General features: G+C 61.4%; 16 protein-coding genes. 12 read left to right on the top strand and 4 right to left on the bottom strand.

Annotation, left to right across the window (positions count from 1 at the left end; genetic code table 11):
- Positions 1–295: 295 nt before the first annotated feature.
- Entirely contained in the window at positions 296–1,789 is a 1,494-nt protein-coding gene (locus L6D81_RS28330; RefSeq protein ID WP_011332326.1) for a CoA-acylating methylmalonate-semialdehyde dehydrogenase, read from the bottom strand.
- Between the two features lie 77 nt (positions 1,790–1,866).
- Positions 1,867–3,216 (bottom strand): omega-aminotransferase AptA, encoded by a 1,350-nt coding sequence (aptA, locus tag L6D81_RS28325; RefSeq protein WP_236182864.1) that lies wholly within the window; start codon positions 3,214–3,216, stop codon positions 1,867–1,869.
- Between the two features lie 139 nt (positions 3,217–3,355).
- Between aptA and L6D81_RS28320 the strand changes: the two genes are divergently transcribed.
- The 6 genes from L6D81_RS28320 (at position 3,356) to L6D81_RS28295 (ending at position 9,745) form a co-directional block, all read left to right on the top strand.
- Positions 3,356–4,276 carry a LysR family transcriptional regulator gene (locus L6D81_RS28320; protein ID WP_007958517.1) on the top strand — a complete coding sequence of 307 codons (921 nt, stop codon included), beginning with the start codon at positions 3,356–3,358 and terminating at the stop codon, positions 4,274–4,276.
- Between the two features lie 95 nt (positions 4,277–4,371).
- Complete coding sequence (locus tag L6D81_RS28315) at positions 4,372–5,022, top strand: TetR/AcrR family transcriptional regulator (RefSeq protein ID WP_236182863.1); 651 nt, start codon at positions 4,372–4,374, stop codon at positions 5,020–5,022.
- A gap of 7 nt (positions 5,023–5,029) precedes the next feature.
- The gene (locus L6D81_RS28310; RefSeq protein ID WP_236182862.1) at positions 5,030–5,611 is read left to right on the top strand and encodes an IMPACT family protein; all 582 of its coding nucleotides are present in this window, start codon (positions 5,030–5,032) and stop codon (positions 5,609–5,611) included.
- A 538-nt stretch (positions 5,612–6,149) separates the two neighbouring features.
- On the top strand, positions 6,150–7,700 hold the full coding sequence (locus L6D81_RS28305) for an ABC transporter ATP-binding protein (RefSeq protein WP_236182861.1): 1,551 nt from the start codon (positions 6,150–6,152) through the stop codon (positions 7,698–7,700).
- A 12-nt stretch (positions 7,701–7,712) separates the two neighbouring features.
- Positions 7,713–8,819, top strand: a complete 1,107-nt coding sequence (locus L6D81_RS28300; RefSeq protein WP_236182860.1) for an ABC transporter permease — start codon at positions 7,713–7,715, stop codon at positions 8,817–8,819.
- Positions 8,819–9,745 carry an ABC transporter permease gene (locus L6D81_RS28295; RefSeq protein ID WP_039773215.1) on the top strand — a complete coding sequence of 309 codons (927 nt, stop codon included), beginning with the start codon at positions 8,819–8,821 and terminating at the stop codon, positions 9,743–9,745. Before L6D81_RS28300 ends, L6D81_RS28295 begins: the two co-directional genes overlap by 1 nt.
- Here the strand turns inward: L6D81_RS28295 and L6D81_RS28290 are convergent.
- Positions 9,742–10,158: a hypothetical protein gene (locus tag L6D81_RS28290; RefSeq protein WP_236182859.1), complete on the bottom strand. Its 417-nt coding sequence runs from the start codon at positions 10,156–10,158 to the stop codon at positions 9,742–9,744. The genes L6D81_RS28295 and L6D81_RS28290 overlap by 4 nt on opposite strands.
- 83 nt (positions 10,159–10,241) lie before the next feature.
- Here L6D81_RS28290 and L6D81_RS28285 point away from each other — a divergent pair, with 83 nt between their 5' ends.
- The 3 genes from L6D81_RS28285 to L6D81_RS28275 all read left to right on the top strand — a co-directional run bounded on the left by L6D81_RS28285 (position 10,242) and on the right by L6D81_RS28275 (position 12,857).
- Entirely contained in the window at positions 10,242–10,592 is a 351-nt protein-coding gene (locus tag L6D81_RS28285) for a MerR family transcriptional regulator (RefSeq protein WP_236182858.1), read from the top strand.
- A gap of 27 nt (positions 10,593–10,619) precedes the next feature.
- On the top strand, positions 10,620–11,315 hold the full coding sequence (locus L6D81_RS28280) for an SDR family oxidoreductase (RefSeq protein ID WP_236182857.1): 696 nt from the start codon (positions 10,620–10,622) through the stop codon (positions 11,313–11,315).
- 183 nt (positions 11,316–11,498) lie between these two features.
- Positions 11,499–12,857, top strand: coding sequence for an 8-oxoguanine deaminase (locus tag L6D81_RS28275; protein WP_236182856.1), 1,359 nt, complete (start codon positions 11,499–11,501; stop codon positions 12,855–12,857).
- 59 nt (positions 12,858–12,916) lie between these two features.
- Here the strand turns inward: L6D81_RS28275 and L6D81_RS28270 are convergent, their stop codons facing one another.
- Positions 12,917–14,008, bottom strand: a complete 1,092-nt coding sequence (locus L6D81_RS28270; protein ID WP_236182855.1) for a calcium:cation antiporter — start codon at positions 14,006–14,008, stop codon at positions 12,917–12,919.
- Positions 14,009–14,296: 288 nt separating this feature from the next.
- Between L6D81_RS28270 and L6D81_RS28265 the strand changes: the two genes are divergently transcribed.
- The 3 genes from L6D81_RS28265 (at position 14,297) to L6D81_RS28255 (ending at position 17,538) form a co-directional block, all read left to right on the top strand.
- A complete protein-coding gene (locus L6D81_RS28265) occupies positions 14,297–15,370 on the top strand; it encodes a BMP family ABC transporter substrate-binding protein (RefSeq protein ID WP_064593279.1) in 1,074 nt (357 codons plus the stop codon).
- Between the two features lie 167 nt (positions 15,371–15,537).
- Positions 15,538–16,503: an isopenicillin N synthase family dioxygenase gene (locus L6D81_RS28260; RefSeq protein ID WP_236182854.1), complete on the top strand. Its 966-nt coding sequence runs from the start codon at positions 15,538–15,540 to the stop codon at positions 16,501–16,503.
- Positions 16,504–16,584: 81 nt separating this feature from the next.
- Positions 16,585–17,538, top strand: a complete 954-nt coding sequence (locus L6D81_RS28255) for an adenosine deaminase (protein ID WP_007958502.1) — start codon at positions 16,585–16,587, stop codon at positions 17,536–17,538.
- Positions 17,539–17,579: the final 41 nt, after the last annotated feature.

The following is a 17,579-nucleotide window of genomic DNA, read 5'->3' as shown; positions in this document are numbered from 1 at the left end:
TCTTTTTCTCCGCTTTCGACCGAGAAGATCGAACCGTTGAAAGCGCCGTAACAATCCGGCATTTCCAACTTCTTCCAGGCCTCGATGATCTGAAGCAATCCGCTTTCGAAACCTACTTAACTCATTGAATATCAAGGAGTTTTCCGTTTCGACTGCGCCGGAAGTGGGGCGAATTATAGAGACTCAGAATCTGCCGTCAACCCTTATTTTCACAAATCTGTCATATCGGTCAAAAAAGCCCTAAAACACGAAGGCCGACCTTAAAAGGTCGGCCTTCATTGCACTGCCCTTCTACTTACAAGCTAGGGAATGCGAACTGCGAAGCCTCATGGCTCGCACGCTGTGGCCAGCGCTGGGTGATCGCCTTGCGACGGGTATAGAAACGCACACCATCCGGACCATAGGCATGCAGGTCGCCGAACAGCGAGCGCTTCCAGCCACCGAAGCTGTGATAAGCCACCGGCACCGGCAATGGAACGTTGACGCCAACCATGCCGACTTCGATCTCGTCGCAAAACAGGCGCGCCGCTTCACCATCACGGGTGAAGATGCAGGTGCCGTTGCCATATTCGTGATCGTTGATCAGCTGCATTGCCTCTTCCAGGCTGTTTACCCGGACGACGCACAGCACCGGTCCGAAGATCTCTTCTTTATAGATGCGCATTTCAGGAGTGACGTTGTCGAACAGGCAGCCCCCCAGGAAGAAACCTTCTTCGTGACCGGCGACGCTCAGACCACGACCGTCGACCACCAGGGTCGCACCCGCCGCCACGCCGTCTTCGACGTAACCGCTGACCTTGTCGCGCGCCTGACCGGTAACCAGCGGCCCCATGTCCAGACCGCAAGAGGTGCCGGCACCAATTTTCAGCGCCTTGATCTGTGGAACCAGTTTGGCCACCAGTGCGTCCGCTACCTGATCACCCACACACACGGCCACCGAGATCGCCATGCAGCGCTCGCCGCAGGAACCGTAAGCCGCGCCCATCAGTGCGCTGACGGCATTGTCCAGATCCGCATCCGGCATCAGCACCGCGTGGTTCTTCGCGCCACCGAGTGCCTGAACGCGTTTGCCGCGCTTGGTGCCTTCGGCATAGATGTATTCGGCAATCGGCGTCGAGCCCACGAAACTCAGCGCTTTGACTTCCGGCGCTTCGATCAGCGCGTCCACCGCAGTCTTGTCACCGTGCACCACACTCAGCACACCTTTCGGCAGGCCGGCTTCCAGCAACAGTTGCGCGATCAGCAAGGTCGAGCTCGGATCACGCTCGGAGGGTTTGAGGATAAAGCAGTTGCCGCAGACGATCGCCAGTGGATACATCCACAGCGGCACCATCGCCGGGAAGTTGAACGGGGTGATGCCGGCCACCACACCCAGCGGCTGGAAGTCCGACCAGGCATCGATGTTCGGGCCGACGTTGCGGCTGTACTCGCCCTTGAGGATTTCCGGCGCCGCGCAGGCGAACTCGACGTTCTCGATACCGCGCTTCAGTTCACCGGCAGCGTCTTCCAGGGTCTTGCCGTGTTCTTCGCTGATCAATTGCGCGATGCGTGCTTCGTTCTGCTCCAGCAGTTGCTTGAAACGGAACATCACCTGGGCACGCTTGGCCGGTGGCGTGTTGCGCCAGGCCGGGAACGCCGCCTTGGCGGCATCAATGGCGTGCTGGATGGTTTCGCGGCTGGCCAGCGGCAGCTTGTGGATAGCCTGACCGGTAGACGGGTTGAACACATCGACCGCACGACCGTTCTCGGTCACCAGTTCGCCATTGATCAAATGCGGGATAACGCTCATCGGATAACTCCTGAATTCTTGTGCGCAGACGCCCGCAAGGGGCGCCTGCTGTTTGCGTATCTATATAGAAGGAAAAATCAGTCGAGCTTGTTCAGCACTTCGCCGACCGCGTCGAACAGACGATCAAGGTCTTGCGGCTTGCTGTTGAAGGTTGGGCCGAACTGCAGGGTGTCGCCGCCGAAGCGCACGTAGAACCCGGCCTTCCACAACGCCATGCCGGCCTCGAACGGACGCACGATGGCGTCGCCGTCACGGCCCGCGATCTGGATCGCACCGGCCAGGCCGAAGTTACGAATGTCGATGACGTTCTTCGCGCCTTTCAGGCCATGCAGGGCATTTTCGAAATGCGGGGCGACCTCGGCCACGCTCTGTACCAGGTTTTCCTTTTGCAGCAGGTCGAGTGCCGCCAAACCAGCGGCGCAGGCCACCGGGTGCGCCGAGTAGGTGTAGCCGTGCGGGAATTCCACGGCGTATTCCGGGGTCGGCTGGTTCATGAAGGTCTGGTAGATCTCGGAGCTGGCAATCACCGCGCCCATCGGGATCGCGCCGTTGGTGACTTGCTTGGCGATGCACATCAGGTCCGGGGTCACGCCGAACGTGGTGGCGCCGAACATGGTGCCGGTACGGCCGAACCCGGTGATCACTTCGTCGAATACCAGCAGGATATTGTGCTGATCGCAGATTTCCCGCAGACGCTTGAGGTAGCCCTGCGGCGGAACCAGCACGCCAGCGGAGCCGGCCATCGGCTCAACGAAGACCGCAGCAATGTTCGAAGCATCGTGCAGCTCGATCAGCTTCAGCAGTTCATCGGCCAGGGCGATACCACCCTGCTCCGGCATGCCACGGGAGAACGCATTGCTCGCCAGCAGAGTGTGCGGCAGGTGATCGACATCCATCATCGCCTGACCGAACAGCTTGCGGTTGCCGTTGACGCCGCCGAGGCTGGTGCCAGCGATGTTCACACCGTGATAGCCACGGGCGCGGCCGATCATCTTGGTCTTGGTCGACTGGCCTTTCAGGCGCCAGTAGGCGCGGACCATTTTCACCGCGGTATCGGCGCACTCGGAACCGGAGTCGGTGAAGAACACATGATTCAGATTGCCCGGCGTCAGTTCGGTGATTTTCTCCGCCAGCTGGAACGACAGCGGATGGCCGTACTGGAAGCCCGGCGAGTAATCGAGGGTGCCCAACTGTTTGGCCACCGCTTCCTGGATTTCCTTGCGGGTATGCCCGGCGCCGCAGGTCCACAGACCGGACAGCGAGTCGTACACCTTGCGGCCTTTGTCGTCGATCAGCCAGCTGCCTTCGGCGCCGACGATCAGGCGCGGGTCGCGCTGAAAGTTGCGGTTGGCGGTGTACGGCATCCAGTGCGCGTCCAGCTTCAGTTGACTGGCCAGTGGCGACGGCGCGTTTTCAGGCATGTTCATCGGGCAAAACCTCGCAGGGCAATAAGCTTCAGAGAGATAGAAAGCGTTGTTGCAGCTAAATTGCCACGCGGATAAAGTCGGTGAAATTCAACTCTTCTAACCTTCAGTTAGAACTTCGCTAAACAAAGAGCACAACAGCATGAGCAGCCGCCGCCCCGATCCACTGGCCCAGGTCAGTGACTTTGACATTCGCCTGCTGCGGATTTTTCGCAGCGTGGTGGAGTGCGGTGGCTTCTCGGCGGCAGAAACCGTGCTCGGCATCGGTCGCTCGGCGATCAGCCAGCAGATGAGCGATCTGGAGCAGCGCCTCGGTTTGCGTCTGTGCCAACGCGGGCGTGCCGGTTTCTCCCTGACCGAAGAAGGCCGCGAGGTCTATCAGTCGGCGTTGCAGCTTCTAAGTGCGCTGGAAAGTTTTCGCACCGAGGTCAACGGCCTGCACCAGCACCTGCGTGGTGAACTGATCATCGGCCTGACCGACAACCTCGTCACCCTGCCCCACATGCGCATCACCCACGCACTGGCGCAATTGAAGGAGCGCGGGCCGGACGTGCAGATCCAGATCCGCATGATCGCCCCCAACGAAGTCGAACAAGGCGTGCTCGACGGGCGCCTGCATGTCGGCGTGGTGCCGCAGGCCAGTGCGTTGTCAGGACTGGAATATCAGCCGCTGTACAGCGAACGCTCGCTGCTTTATTGCGCGGTCGGCCATCCGCTGTTTTATGTCGACGATAAACAGCTGGATGACGAACGCCTGAACAGTCAGGACGCCATCGCGCCGACCTTCCGTTTGCCGGCGGAGATCCAGGCGCACTATCAGGCGCTCAATTGCACCGCCAGCGCTTCCGACCGGGAAGGCATGGCATTTCTGATTCTGACCGGGCGTTACATCGGCTACTTGCCGGATCATTACGCCAGTCTCTGGGTACAGCAAGGTCGCTTGCGCGCGCTCAAGGCCAGTACCCGCTTTTACGATTTGAGCCTCGCTTCGGTCACCCGCAAGGGTCGCCGCCCTCATCTGGTGCTGGAAAGTTTTCTCGAAAGCCTGGCCGCCACCCGCTGACGAGCGGGGTTTTATTCGCCCGGGGCTTGTCCCACGCCGATGGTTGCGCTATCAACGCAACTGGTTGCACCCCACAGACCAACCCGGAAGTGCCTATGACCTTTGAAGTCCCCGCTCATGGCGGCAAACCCGCCAGCCGCATTCGTCAGAAGAACGAAGAGACCATCATCAAAGCCGCCGAGGACGAGTTCGCCCGTCACGGGTACAAAGGCACCAGCATGAACACCATCGCCACCAAGGCCGGGCTGCCCAAGGCGAACCTGCATTACTACTTCACCAACAAGCTCGGGTTGTACGTGGCAGTGCTGAGCAACATCCTGCAATTGTGGGACAGCACCTTCAACTCACTCACGGCCGAGGACGATCCCGCCGAAGCGCTGACCCGTTACATCCGCGCCAAAATGGAATTCTCCCGTCGCCAGCCGCAAGCGTCGCGGATCTTTGCGATGGAAGTGATCAGCGGCGGCGAATGCCTGACCGAATATTTCAACCAGGATTACCGCGCCTGGTTCCAGGGCCGCGCCGCGGTATTCCAGGCCTGGATAGACGCAGGCAAGATGGACCCGGTCGACCCGGTCCACCTGATCTTCCTGTTGTGGGGCAGCACCCAGCACTACGCCGACTTCGCCACCCAGATCTGCCGAGTGACCGGTCGCAGCAAATTGACCAAACAAGACATGGAAGACGCCGGCAACAACCTGATCCGCATCATCCTCAAAGGCTGCGGCCTCACTCCTTCCATATAAGTCGTCTATGCCATTCACCCTCAGCGGCTTTTGCGAATTCCGCGAAGAGATTCGCAAAAGCCGTTTCATCACCTTCGCCGCGCCGATCGGCAGCCCTGCCGAGGCGCAAGCCTTCATCGAACAGCACAGCGACTTGAACGCCTCGCACAATTGCTGGGCGTGGAAACTCGGCGAGCAGTACCGCAGCAACGACGACGGCGAACCCGGCGGCACTGCCGGGCGGCCGATTCTCGCGGCCATCGAAGCCCAGGACTGCGATCAGGTCGCGGTGCTGGTAATCCGCTGGTACGGCGGCATTCAACTGGGCACGGGCGGCCTGGCCCGGGCCTATGGCGGCGGCGCCAACAAATGCCTGCAGGCAGCGCCGAAGATCGAGTTGATCAGCCGCGTGCCGGTGCGTTGCGCCTGCGCCTTTGGCGAACTGGCACTGGTGAAACTGCGGGTCGCGGATCTGGGCGGATTGGTGGTCGAGGAAACCTTCACCGCCAACGGTGTCGAGTTGCAACTGGCCGTGGGCGAAGCGCAGCTTGAGTTGTTGCAGAATCAGCTGGCCGATCTGAGCCGTGGACGGATCCTGCTGCAGCGTTGAACCCTCGCCATGTTTTGGGGCGCGAGACCTTTTGGCTTCTGCCCGTGACTTGCCCACATCCGCTGTGCACCCGGCTGTGGATAACCTGAGCACAGGATGCTGTAACCCTTCTGTCACGTGGCTTTGCGGGATTTGTTCACTTTTCGTCCAACCCGCGAACGCAGCGAACAAATTTTCGTAAAAACAATTGCTTAGTGCTGTTTATCGCCTTTAGAAGAAAGCCCGGCAGTGCTTATGCCCCGGATTTTGTCTTGCACACAAATACTGTGGAGCAACCTGTGGATAAGCCGTTCATGGCTGGCGCAGTCGCAGGTTCTGCATGGCTTGGGCGCGGTTGCTCGTTTTTTGATCAGCCAGGTGCGGGCGAAACTGGAGCCTGATCAACGGCTTTGCCCTCAAGTGGTGCCGTGCGGGCAGTCGGATTCGATTCGCGGGCTCTACGTCACAGGCTGGTAGACGGCGGCTATCCGCGTTCCTGACTCAATGGCCAGGAAATTGCTTTATCCACAGGCACAACTCCAAGCAACCCGAGCCTGTCATGCCAAACCCCACGCCCACACCGCGCCTGCAACTGCGCCACATCAGCAAACGTTATCCCGGTTGCCTCGCCAATGACGCCATCGACCTGACCATCGCCCCCGGTGAAATCCACGCGCTGCTCGGTGAAAACGGTGCAGGTAAAAGCACCTTGATGAAGATCATCTACGGCGTCACCCAGGCCGATTCGGGTGAGATGCTGTGGCAGGGCCAACCAGTGACCATGCGCAACCCGGCCCAGGCACGGCAGTTGGGCATCGGCATGGTGTTCCAGCATTTCTCGCTGTTCGAGACCCTGAGCGTGGCGCAGAACATCGCACTGGCGATGGGCGCAGCAGCGGGTTCGCCGAAACAGCTTGAGGCGAAAATCCGTGACGTGTCCCGCCGATATGGCATGGCGCTGGAACCTCAGCGACTTGTGCACAGCCTGTCGATTGGCGAGCGGCAACGGGTCGAGATTGTTCGTTGCCTGATGCAGGACATACGCCTGCTGATTCTCGACGAACCGACCTCGGTGCTCACGCCGCAGGAAGCCGACGAGTTGTTCATCACCCTGCGCCGGCTCGCGGCCGAAGGCTGCAGCATTCTGTTCATCAGCCACAAACTCGCTGAGGTGCGCGCCTTGTGCCACAGCGCCACGGTGCTGCGCGGCGGGCAGGTGGCCGGGCATTGCGTGCCGGCCGACTGCACCGACCGGCAACTGGCGCAATTGATGGTGGGCGACGCTGCGACCTTGATCGGCGAGTTTGCGAAGGTCACCGGTGGCGCGGCGTTTCTGCAGGTCAGCAAATTGAACTGGCACAACCCGGATCCGTTCGGTTGCTCGCTGAGTAACATCGATCTGCAGGTGCGCAGCGGTGAAATCGTCGGCATCGCCGGGGTGGCGGGCAACGGGCAGGACGAGCTGCTGGCATTGCTTAGCGGCGAGCAGACACTGCCCCGCGAGGCAGCGCAAACCATCCGTTTCCGCGAACACGCCGTCGCCGATCAGCGCCCGGATGCCCGACGCAAACTCGGCCTGGCGTTCGTCCCCGCCGAACGCCTCGGGCATGGCGCGGTGCCGGACATGAGCCTGGCGGACAACGCCCTGCTCACCGCCTTTCAACAAGGCCTGGTCAGCCACGGTTTGATCGAGCGCGGTAAGGTCGAAGCCCTCGCCCAAACGATCATCCAGCGCTTCGGCGTGAAAACCCCGGACACCCAGACCGCCGCCCGCAGCCTGTCCGGCGGCAACCTGCAGAAGTTCATCCTCGGCCGGGAAATCCTCCAGCAACCGAAACTGCTGATCGCCGCGCACCCGACCTGGGGCGTGGACGTCGGCGCGGCGGCCACCATCCACCGGGCGCTGATTGCCCTGCGCGATGCCGGGGCGGCGATTCTGGTGATCTCCGAAGACCTCGACGAACTGTTCCAGATCAGCGACCGCCTCGGTGCGCTGTGCGGCGGGCGCCTGTCGGCGTTGCAGGACACGGCGCTGACCCGCCTCAGCGACGTCGGCGGCTGGATGGCCGGCCAGTTCGACACCCCTCAATCACAACCGGCCACGGTTTAACGGAGTTTCCCCATGTTGCTTTCCCTCGAACCCCGTGGCCGGCAATCGCGCCTGATGCTGTGGTGCTCGCCGGTGCTGGCGGCGGTGCTGACACTGGTCTGCGGCTCCCTGCTGTTCATCGCCCTCGGTCACGACCCGCTGAAAACCCTGCACACCTTGCTGATCGCCCCGGTCAGCGACCTGTATGGCGTCTCCGAACTGCTGGTCAAAACCCTGCCGATCCTGCTGTGTGCACTGGGCCTCGCAGTGGCCTATCAGGCGCGGATCTGGAACATCGGCGCCGAAGGCCAGTTGCTGCTCGGCGCCCTGGCCGGCAGTGCGCTGGCGGTGAACATCATTGATCTGCAAAACCGCTGGGCGCTGGTGCTGATCCTGCTCACCGGCACCCTCGCCGGCGCTGCCTGGGCCGGGCTCACCGCCTGGTTGCGTACACGCTTCAATGCCAACGAAATCCTTACCAGCATCATGCTCAACTACATCGCGCTGAACCTGTTGCTGTTCTGCGTGCATGGGCCGCTGAAAGATCCGGCCGGGTTCAACTTTCCCGAGTCGGCAATGTTCAGCGATGCCAGCCGCCTGCCGCTGTTGATGGAGGACGGACGGGCACACATCGGCGTGTATTTCGCCTTGCTCGCATTGGTCGCGGTGTGGGTATTGCTGCAAAAAAGCTTCGTCGGTTTCCAGATCAAGGTGCTGGGCCTGGACAAGCGTGCGGCAGGTTTTGTCGGGTTTCGCGAGAAACGTCTGATCTGGCTCGCACTGCTGATCAGCGGAGGGTTGGCGGGACTTGCCGGTGTCTGCGAAGTCACCGGGCCGATCGGCCAACTGGTGCCGCAGGTCTCGCCGGGCTATGGCTACGCGGCGATCACCGTGGCGTTTCTCGGCCGGCTCAATCCGATCGGCATTCTGTTTTCCAGCCTGTTGATGGCGCTGCTGTACATCGGTGGCGAGAGCGCGCAGATGACGCTGAATCTGCCACAGGCAATCACTCAGTTATTCCAGGGAATGATGCTGTTTTTCCTGCTGGCCTGTGACGTGCTGATCCTCTATCGGCCACGCCTGAACCTGCGCTGGACGCGCCGCACTTCTACCACCGCCGTAACCGCCGGAGCGCTGTGATGGATATCGATCTGCTGAGCAATATTTTCTACGCCATGGTGCGCTGCGGAACGCCACTGCTGTTGGTGGCGCTGGGTGAACTGATCTGCGAGAAGAGCGGCGTGCTCAACCTCGGGCAGGAAGGCATGATGCTGTTTGGCGCGGTGATCGGATTCATCGTCGCGTTCAACAGCGGCAACCTGTGGCTGGGCGTTGTGCTGGCGATGCTCGCCGGGATGTTGCTGTCGTCGCTGTTTGCGCTGGTGGCGCTGGTGTTCAACGCCAATCAGGTGGCGACCGGACTGGCGCTGACGATTTTCGGCGTGGGCCTGTCGACCTTTGTCGGCGCGGCGTGGGTTGGCAAACCGCTGGCGGGTTTCGAGCCGTTGGCGATTCCCTACCTGAGCGAAATCCCGCTGATCGGCCGCATGCTGTTTGCTCAGGATCTGCTGGTGTACCTGTCGTTCGCGCTGTTTGCGCTGGTGGCGTGGGTGATCGTGAAAAGCCGTGTCGGGCTGATCATTCAAGCGGTCGGTGAAAATCCGGACGCAGCCAGTGCCATGGGTTTGCCGGTGCTGACCGTGCGCACTCTGGCGGTGCTGTTCGGCGGCGCGATGGCCGGACTGGCCGGGGCCTATCTGTCGCTGGCGTATACGCCGATGTGGGCGGAGAACATGACGGCCGGACGCGGCTGGATTGCCCTGGCGCTGGTGGTGTTCGCCAGTTGGCGGGTGTGGCGGTTGCTGCTCGGTGCCTATCTGTTCGGACTCGCCAGCATCCTGCACTTGGTAGCGCAGGGGTTGGGGCTGGCGATTCCTTCGAGTCTGCTGGCGATGCTGCCGTATGTCGCGACGATTCTGGTGCTGGTGTTGCTGTCGCGGGATGCGCTGCGCACGCGATTGTATGCGCCGGTATCACTGGGGCAGCCGTGGCAGGCCGGGCATTAAGCCGTTACGGCTCGCGACAGCGGCCGAACCGGCAACGCCTGGGCAATGCCCCACGCCAGTTCGAGTAGCAGGAAACCCACCACCAGCGAACTGGCGCCGTGGGCCAGGGCATACGTCATCCACGCGGCGAACAGAAACCGCGTCACCGCGTCATAGCGCCCATAAACCGGCTGCGGATCACGAATCCGCAGCACCGCCCACAAGCACACCACCGAACCGAACAAATTGGCTATCAACAGGTGTGCAGGTTCGAACGGCGGCAGCTCGCCGGGCAGGTTTAGCGCCTGACTCAGCGCCGTCAACACCCCGTGCAACACAGCAAAACTCCACGGCGTGACAAACGCCGCCGTCACGATCAAGTCATACCAGGCACTGCCGCGCACCACCTGCCGATACTGCGTTGAAGTCCACATCATCCTTGCTCCGAAAATTCAGGGAGCAATCACGGTAAAGCCTGGAGTATCCTCCAGGGTCAAACACTTTCGAGACCTGCAAGATGCGCATCGGTGAGTTGGCCCGGGCCTGCGATGTCAGCCGTGACACGCTGCGTTTTTACGAGGAGCGCGGATTGATCGCGGCGCAACGCAGCGCCAACGGTTATCGCGACTATCCACCGGAGATGGTGCAACTGGTGCTCTACATCAAAACGGCGCAGCGTCTGGGCTTTTCCCTTGGCGAGATCGGCAGCAGCGTTGGCGCGCTGTGGCAATCGCCAAACCCCGACACCACCGTCACGCAACTGCTGCAAGACAAACTCAAGCTGGTCGAAACCCGCATCGCCGAACTCGGCGAGCTGCGCCACGAATTGCAGCATCGGCTCGGTCAACGCTGTCCATTGAACCCGTGATCTTTCAACCTTCAAGGAAAGCCCGTCATGTCCGCACTCAATCCTGCCAAGCACGCACTGATCATCGGCGCCTCCCGGGGCCTGGGCCTGGGACTGGTGAAAACCCTGCTGGCCGACGGCTGGCAAGTCACCGCTACGGTTCGCAACCCTTCGAACGCCGAGGCGCTGAAAGCACTGGGCAACGTGCAGATCGAAAAGCTCGACATGGATGACCAGCAAGCAGTGATCGCTCTGAGCCAGAAACTCAAGGGCGAGACCTTCGACCTGCTGTTCGTCAACGCCGGGGTCAAAGGCCCTGAAGTCCAGACGCCGGGCGGCGCGACGCTGGCGGAAGTCGGTCAACTGTTCTTCACCAACGCGGTGGCGCCGATCAATCTGGCCCAGCGCTTTGTCGGGCAGATTCGCGACGGCAGCGGCGTGCTGGCGTTCATGAGTTCGGTGCTGGGCAGCGTGACCATGCCCGACGCGCCGGAACTGGCGCTGTACAAGGCGAGCAAAGCGGCGCTGAACTCGATGACCAACAGCTTCGTCACTCAGTTGGGCGAGCAGAAACTTACGGTGCTGTCGCTGCATCCGGGTTGGGTGAAAACCGACATGGGCGGCGAAGGCGCCGACATCGACGTAGAGACCAGCACCCGTGGCCTGGTGGATCAGGTGGACGCGTTTGCCGGCAAGGGCGGCCATCACTTCGTGAACTACAAGGGTGAAACCATTCCCTGGTAATCACTGGACCCTGTGGGGGCTGGCTCCCACAGGGTTATCCCGGTGTCTGGTCGGGTTGGGCTTGCCCGTCGCAACATTTTGTTCGAAACTCCGCACCTCGCCCCTCGCGGCGACCCTGGATCAGCAGACAGGGCAACACTGAGCTGGCAACCCTGAACCCCACTTTCAGAGGAGCCGGCCACAATGCCTGCGACCCGTATCTGGTTAAAAAATCCCCTCGCCATTTTCACGGCCAACGGCCTCGATGCCCGTGGCGGTCTGGTGCTGCAAGACGGTGTGATCACCGAAGTGCTCGGCGCCGACCAGCAACCTTCCGCGCCATGCAATGAAGTGTTCGACGCCCGTGAACACGTGATCCTGCCGGGCCTGATCAACACCCATCACCACTTCTATCAGACCCTGACCCGCGCCTGGGCGCCGGTGGTCAACCAGCCGTTGTTCCCGTGGCTGAAAACCCTGTACCCGGTCTGGGCGCGCCTGACGCCTGAAAAACTCGCCCTCGCCAGCAAAGTCGCGCTGGCCGAGTTGCTGTTGTCGGGCTGCACCACCGCTGCCGATCACCATTACCTGTTCCCGGATGGCCTGGAAAACGCCATCGACGTGCAAGTCGAAACCGTGCGCGAACTGGGCATGCGCGCCATGCTCACCCGTGGCTCGATGAGCCTCGGCGAGAAAGACGGCGGCCTGCCGCCGCAGCAGACCGTGCAGGAAGGCCAGGTGATTCTCGACGACAGTCAGCGCCTGATCCACGAGTACCACGAACGTGGCGACGGCGCGCAGATCCAGATCGCTCTGGCGCCGTGCTCGCCGTTCTCGGTGACCCCGCAAATCATGTCCGCCAGCGCCGAACTGGCGCACAAACTCGATGTGCGCCTGCACACCCACCTCGCCGAAACCCTCGACGAAGAAGACTTCTGCCTGCAACGCTTCGGCCTGCGCACGGTGGATTATCTGGACAGCGTCGGCTGGCTCGGCCCGCGCACCTGGCTGGCCCACGGCATCCATTTCAACCCCGACGAAATCGCCCGTCTCGGCGCGGCGGGCACCGGTATCTGCCATTGCCCGAGTTCGAACATGCGCTTGGCGTCCGGCATCTGCCCGAGCATCGAACTGACCGATGCCGGCGCGTTGTTCGGTCTCGGCGTGGATGGCTCGGCGTCCAACGATGCGTCGAACATGATCCTCGAAGCACGTCAGGCCCTGTACATCCAGCGCCTGCGTTATGGCGCCGAAAAGATCACCCCGGAACGTGTACTGGGCTGGGCGACCAAGGGCTCGGCAAGCCTGTTGGGCCGCAGCGACATCGGTGAGCTGGCGGTGGGCAAGCAGGCGGATCTGGCGTTGTTCAAGCTCGATGAGCTGCGCTTCTCCGGCAGCCATGACCCGATCTCGGCGTTGCTGCTGTGCGGCGCGGACCGGGCGGATCGCGTGATGGTCGGCGGCAAGTGGCGCGTGATTGACGGACAGGTTGAAGGACTGGATCTCAAAGGCTTGATTGCCGATCACAGTCAGGCGGCTCGGCAGTTGATCGCCGGTACCTGATCACCCCTCTGATCGTTCCCACGCTCCGCGTGGGAACGATCGGTCAGCGATGGTCGCTCTCAAAGTCCGAGCAGCGACAACATGATGAACGTCGCAAACAGCACAAAATGGGTCATGCCCTCAATGGCATTGGTCTCGCCGTCATTGAGATTGATCGCGCTGACAATCAGCGTGATGAAGATCATGACCGTCTGCACCGGCGTCATCGCCATCTGAAACGGCTGCCCCGTGTAGAGCGCCATCGCCTCCATCACCGGCACCGTCAGGATCACCGTCGACAACGAAGCGCCCATCGCAATGTTGACCACCGACTGCATGCGGTTGGCCAACGCCGCGCGCAACGCGGTCAGGATTTCCGGCGCAGCGGAAATCGCCGCCACCAGAATCGCCGTGATCACCGGCGGAGCCCCCGTCCCTTCCAGGCCCAGATCGAGGGTCTTGGACATCACTTCGGCCAGTGCGCCGATCACCACCACACCGAACACCAGAATGCCGATCGACAGCGCCAGGCTGACCGGTTTCGGCGCTTGTTCCGCCGGCTCTTTCTTGCGGCGTTTGTCCGGGTAGCTGTAGCTGAAAAAGTAACTGTGCGGCCCGACCTGCATGCGCAGGAACAACGCATAAAGCACCACCATCGCGCCGATGGTGAACGCCGAATAAATTTTCCAGTTGGCCTCGGGAATGAACTCCGGCACCACCATCGACACGCCCATGGCGGTGAGGATCATCACGCTGTAACTGCGGGCCGAATCGTCGTTGTAGGACTGCTCGCCATGCTTGATCCCGCCCATCAGCGCAGCGAGGCCGAGGATGCCGTTGATGTCGAGCATGACCGCTGAATAGATCGTGTCGCGCACCAGCGTCGGCGAGGCTTCGTTGCTCATCATGATCGCCAGGATCACCACTTCCACCAGCACGGCGGCGAGGGTCAGGATCATCGTGCCGTACGGGTCGCCGACTTTTTCTGCGAGCAATTCAGCCTGGTGGGCGACGCGCATCGAGGCGGCGACGATGAAGGCGATCAGCAGCAGCCCGGCGGTCAGCGCGACGAACTGGCCACTGTGCAGCAGCCAGTGCTCCAGCGGATACGCGACACAAGCGGCGATGACGGCCAACAGCAGAAAGCTTTCTTGCTTGAGGATGGTGAACATGACAGGCCTTTTTTGCCGAAGAGTGCGAATGAGCTACTGACTGCGGGACGGCGCTAACGTTTCGTTACACCTTAGCGCACCACGGAATGGCAACCGGTTCGGCAGGTGCACTTTATTGGCCTTGACCTGCCTCATCGCGGGCAAGCTCGTTCCCACTGGGATCGCGGTGTTTTCGTAGGAGCGAGCTTGCTCGCGAAGGCCTCGCCGTGATTTCGACTCGATTTGTTGTCCGCTTGGTCAGCCTTTTGCATTGCCCTCCCCACACACAACAAAAGGGAGTTCGCGTTCATGCAAAAACGTCCACTGCAAACACTGCTGTGCATCGCCATGGGCCTTGGCCTCAGCCTGAGCGCCAGTGCCGCCGATCCACTGAAAGTCGGCTTCGTCTACATCGGCCCCATCGGCGACCATGGCTGGACGTATCAGCATGAACAGGGGCGCAAGGCGCTGGCGGAAAAACTCGGCACGCAGATCACCACCAATTATGTGGAGAACGTCGCCGAAGGCGCCGATGCCGAGCGGGTGATCCGCAACATGGCCAAGGACAATTACGACCTGATCTTCACCACCTCTTTCGGCTACATGAACCCGACGGTGAAAGTCGCCAAACAGTTTCCCAAGGTGACCTTCGAACACGCCACCGGCTACAAGCAGGACAAGAACCTCGGCACCTATCTGGCGCGTACCTATGAGGGCCGCTACGTCGGTGGCTTCCTCGCAGCGAAGATGACCAAGAGCAAAAAAATCGGCTACGTCGCCTCGTTCCCGATCCCGGAAGTGATCCGTGACATCAACGCCATTCAACTGGCCCTGAACAAATACAACCCCGGCACCGAGATCAAAGTGGTGTGGGTCAACTCGTGGTTCGATCCGGGCAAGGAAGCCGACGCCGCCAATGCGCTGATCGATCAGGGCGTGGACGTGGTGTTCCAGCACACCGACAGCCCGGCGCCGATCCAGGCCGCCGAACGACGTGGTGTCTATGCCGTGGGCTACGCTTCGGACATGGCGCACTTCGGCCCGAAAGCGGTGCTGACCTCAATCGTCAACGACTGGGCGCCGCACTACATCCAGGCGACCCAGAGCGTGATCGACCACAACTGGAAATCCCAGGACTACTGGGGCGGGTTGAAGGAAGGCACGGTCGAATTGCCGATCAGCGATCTGGTGCCGGCACCGGTGAAGGCCGAAGCCGAGCAGATCATCGCCGACATCAAGAGCGGTGCCCTGCAACCGTTCACCGGACCGATCAAGGATCAGGCCGGCGTCGAGAAAATCCCGGCCGGGGTCAGTGCCACCAACGCAGAACTGGCGTCGATGAATTACTACGTCGAAGGCATGAAGGCCGAGATGCCGAAGTAATCCACCTGACGCCGACCTGACCCTGATCGTTCCCACGCTCTGCGTGGGAATGCCTCAATAGGCGCTCTGTGTCCGCTTTCGGAAGGGACGCGGAGCGTCCCGGGCTGCATTCCCACGCAGACGGTTCGACGCCTCGACGTGAGAACGATCGATAAAGAGCATTCGAAATGAACCGACTTCCAATCATCGACATCAGCCCTCTCTACTCCAACGACCAGAACGCCTGGCCCGCCGTTGCCGAACAGATCGACCACGCCTGCCGCGAATGGGGCTTCTTCTACATCAAGGGTCACCCGATTTCTGCGCAGCGCATCGAATCCCTGCTCGATCAGGCGAAGCGCTTCTTTGCGCAACCGGCAGAAGAAAAACTCAAGATCGACATCACACAGACCCGTCATCACCGCGGCTACGGCGCTATCGCTACCGAACAACTGGATCCGGACAAACCCAGCGACCTCAAGGAAACCTTCGACATGGGCCTGCACCTGCCGGCCGATCATCCGGAGGTGCTGGCAGAAAAACCCTTGCGCGGCCCCAACCGTCATCCGGCCATCCCAGGCTGGGAGGCGCTGATGGAGCAGCACTACCTCGACATGCAGGCCCTCGCGCAAACCCTGTTGCGGGCCATGGCGCTGGCGCTGGGCATCGAGCGCGACTTCTTCGACACGCGGTTCAACGAGCCGGTCAGCGTATTGCGAATGATCCATTACCCGCCGCGCCACACCGCCAGTTCCGCCGAACAGCAAGGTGCCGGCGCGCACACCGATTACGGCTGCATCACCCTGCTTTATCAGGACAGCGCCGGCGGCCTGCAGGTGAAGAACGTCAATGGCGATTGGATCGACGCCCCCCCCATCGACGGCACGTTCGTGGTCAACCTCGGCGACATGATGGCGCGCTGGAGCAACGACCGTTATCGCTCGACCCCGCACCGGGTGATCAGCCCGCTTGGCGTGGATCGCTATTCGATGCCGTTCTTCGCCGAACCGCATCCGGACACCCGCATCGAATGCCTGCCCGGTTGCCAGGACGCACAGCATCCGGCGAAATATCCGACCACCACCTGCGCCGAATTCCTGCTGTCGCGCTTTGCCGATACCTACGCCTATCGACGGGAGCAGGAAGCGGTGTGACGGATCGGTTGGTCAGGTTTTGCCAATTGTTTCGGCGGGCATCTGTAGAATGCTCGCCAATGCACCTGATGAGAAAAGAATATGTACGACTGGCTCAACGCCCTGCCCAAGGCCGAACTGCACCTGCACCTCGAAGGCTCGCTGGAACCCGAGCTGCTGTTCGCCCTGGCCGAACGCAACAAGATCGCCCTGCCGTGGAGTGACGTCGAAACCCTGCGCAAGGCTTACGCCTTCAACAACCTGCAGGAATTTCTCGACCTGTATTACCAGGGCGCCGACGTGCTGCGCACCTCCCAGGACTTCTACGACCTGACCTGGGCCTACCTGCTGCGCTGCAAAGAACAGAACGTGATCCACACCGAACCGTTCTTCGACCCGCAGACCCACACCGACCGTGGCATCCCGTTTGAAGTGGTGCTCAACGGGATCGCCGCTGCGCTGAAGGATGGCGAGCAGCAACTGGGCATCACCAGCGGCCTGATCCTGAGTTTCCTGCGTCACCTGAGCGAAGACGAAGCACAGAAAACCCTCGACCAGGCGCTGCCGTTCCGCGATGCGTTTGTCGCGGTAGGTCTGGACAGTTCCGAAATGGGTCATCCGCCGAGCAAGTTCCAGCGCGTTTTCGACCGTGCCCGTCACGAAGGCTTCCTGACGGTCGCCCACGCCGGTGAAGAAGGCCCGCCGGAGTACATCTGGGAAGCCATCGACCTGCTGAAAATCCAGCGCATCGACCATGGCGTGCGCGCCATCGAAGATGAGCGCCTGATGCAGCGGATCATCGACGAGCAGATCCCGCTGACCGTGTGCCCGCTGTCGAACACCAAGCTCTGCGTGTTCGATCACATGTCGCAGCACAACATTCTCGACATGCTCGAGCGTGGCGTGAAGGTCACGGTGAACTCTGATGACCCGGCGTACTTCGGCGGTTATGTCACCGAAAACTTCCATGCGCTGCACACCCATCTGGGCATGACCCAGGATCAGGCCAAGCGCCTGGCGCAGAACAGCCTGGATGCACGGTTGGTAAAACCGTAACAGCACAAAGCCGTTCGAACACCCCCGTGTTCGAACGGCTT

The sequence above is a fragment of the Pseudomonas sputi genome (assembly GCF_021603585.1).
Lineage (GTDB): Bacteria > Pseudomonadota > Gammaproteobacteria > Pseudomonadales > Pseudomonadaceae > Aquipseudomonas > Aquipseudomonas sputi.
The sequence above is the reverse complement of the archived record's forward strand: the minus strand, read 5'-3'. Positions and strand labels throughout refer to the sequence as shown.

Coding starts and splice junctions, on each gene's coding strand:
- L6D81_RS28330 (WP_011332326.1), bottom strand. CDS start 1,789: ATGAGCGTTATCCCGCATTTGATCAATGGCGAACTGGTGACCGAGAAC.
- aptA (WP_236182864.1), bottom strand. CDS start 3,216: ATGAACATGCCTGAAAACGCGCCGTCGCCACTGGCCAGTCAACTGAAG.
- L6D81_RS28320 (WP_007958517.1), top strand. CDS start 3,356: ATGAGCAGCCGCCGCCCCGATCCACTGGCCCAGGTCAGTGACTTTGAC.
- L6D81_RS28315 (WP_236182863.1), top strand. CDS start 4,372: ATGACCTTTGAAGTCCCCGCTCATGGCGGCAAACCCGCCAGCCGCATT.
- L6D81_RS28310 (WP_236182862.1), top strand. CDS start 5,030: ATGCCATTCACCCTCAGCGGCTTTTGCGAATTCCGCGAAGAGATTCGC.
- L6D81_RS28305 (WP_236182861.1), top strand. CDS start 6,150: ATGCCAAACCCCACGCCCACACCGCGCCTGCAACTGCGCCACATCAGC.
- L6D81_RS28300 (WP_236182860.1), top strand. CDS start 7,713: ATGTTGCTTTCCCTCGAACCCCGTGGCCGGCAATCGCGCCTGATGCTG.
- L6D81_RS28295 (WP_039773215.1), top strand. CDS start 8,819: ATGGATATCGATCTGCTGAGCAATATTTTCTACGCCATGGTGCGCTGC.
- L6D81_RS28290 (WP_236182859.1), bottom strand. CDS start 10,158: ATGTGGACTTCAACGCAGTATCGGCAGGTGGTGCGCGGCAGTGCCTGG.
- L6D81_RS28285 (WP_236182858.1), top strand. CDS start 10,242: ATGCGCATCGGTGAGTTGGCCCGGGCCTGCGATGTCAGCCGTGACACG.
- L6D81_RS28280 (WP_236182857.1), top strand. CDS start 10,620: ATGTCCGCACTCAATCCTGCCAAGCACGCACTGATCATCGGCGCCTCC.
- L6D81_RS28275 (WP_236182856.1), top strand. CDS start 11,499: ATGCCTGCGACCCGTATCTGGTTAAAAAATCCCCTCGCCATTTTCACG.
- L6D81_RS28270 (WP_236182855.1), bottom strand. CDS start 14,008: ATGTTCACCATCCTCAAGCAAGAAAGCTTTCTGCTGTTGGCCGTCATC.
- L6D81_RS28265 (WP_064593279.1), top strand. CDS start 14,297: ATGCAAAAACGTCCACTGCAAACACTGCTGTGCATCGCCATGGGCCTT.
- L6D81_RS28260 (WP_236182854.1), top strand. CDS start 15,538: ATGAACCGACTTCCAATCATCGACATCAGCCCTCTCTACTCCAACGAC.
- L6D81_RS28255 (WP_007958502.1), top strand. CDS start 16,585: ATGTACGACTGGCTCAACGCCCTGCCCAAGGCCGAACTGCACCTGCAC.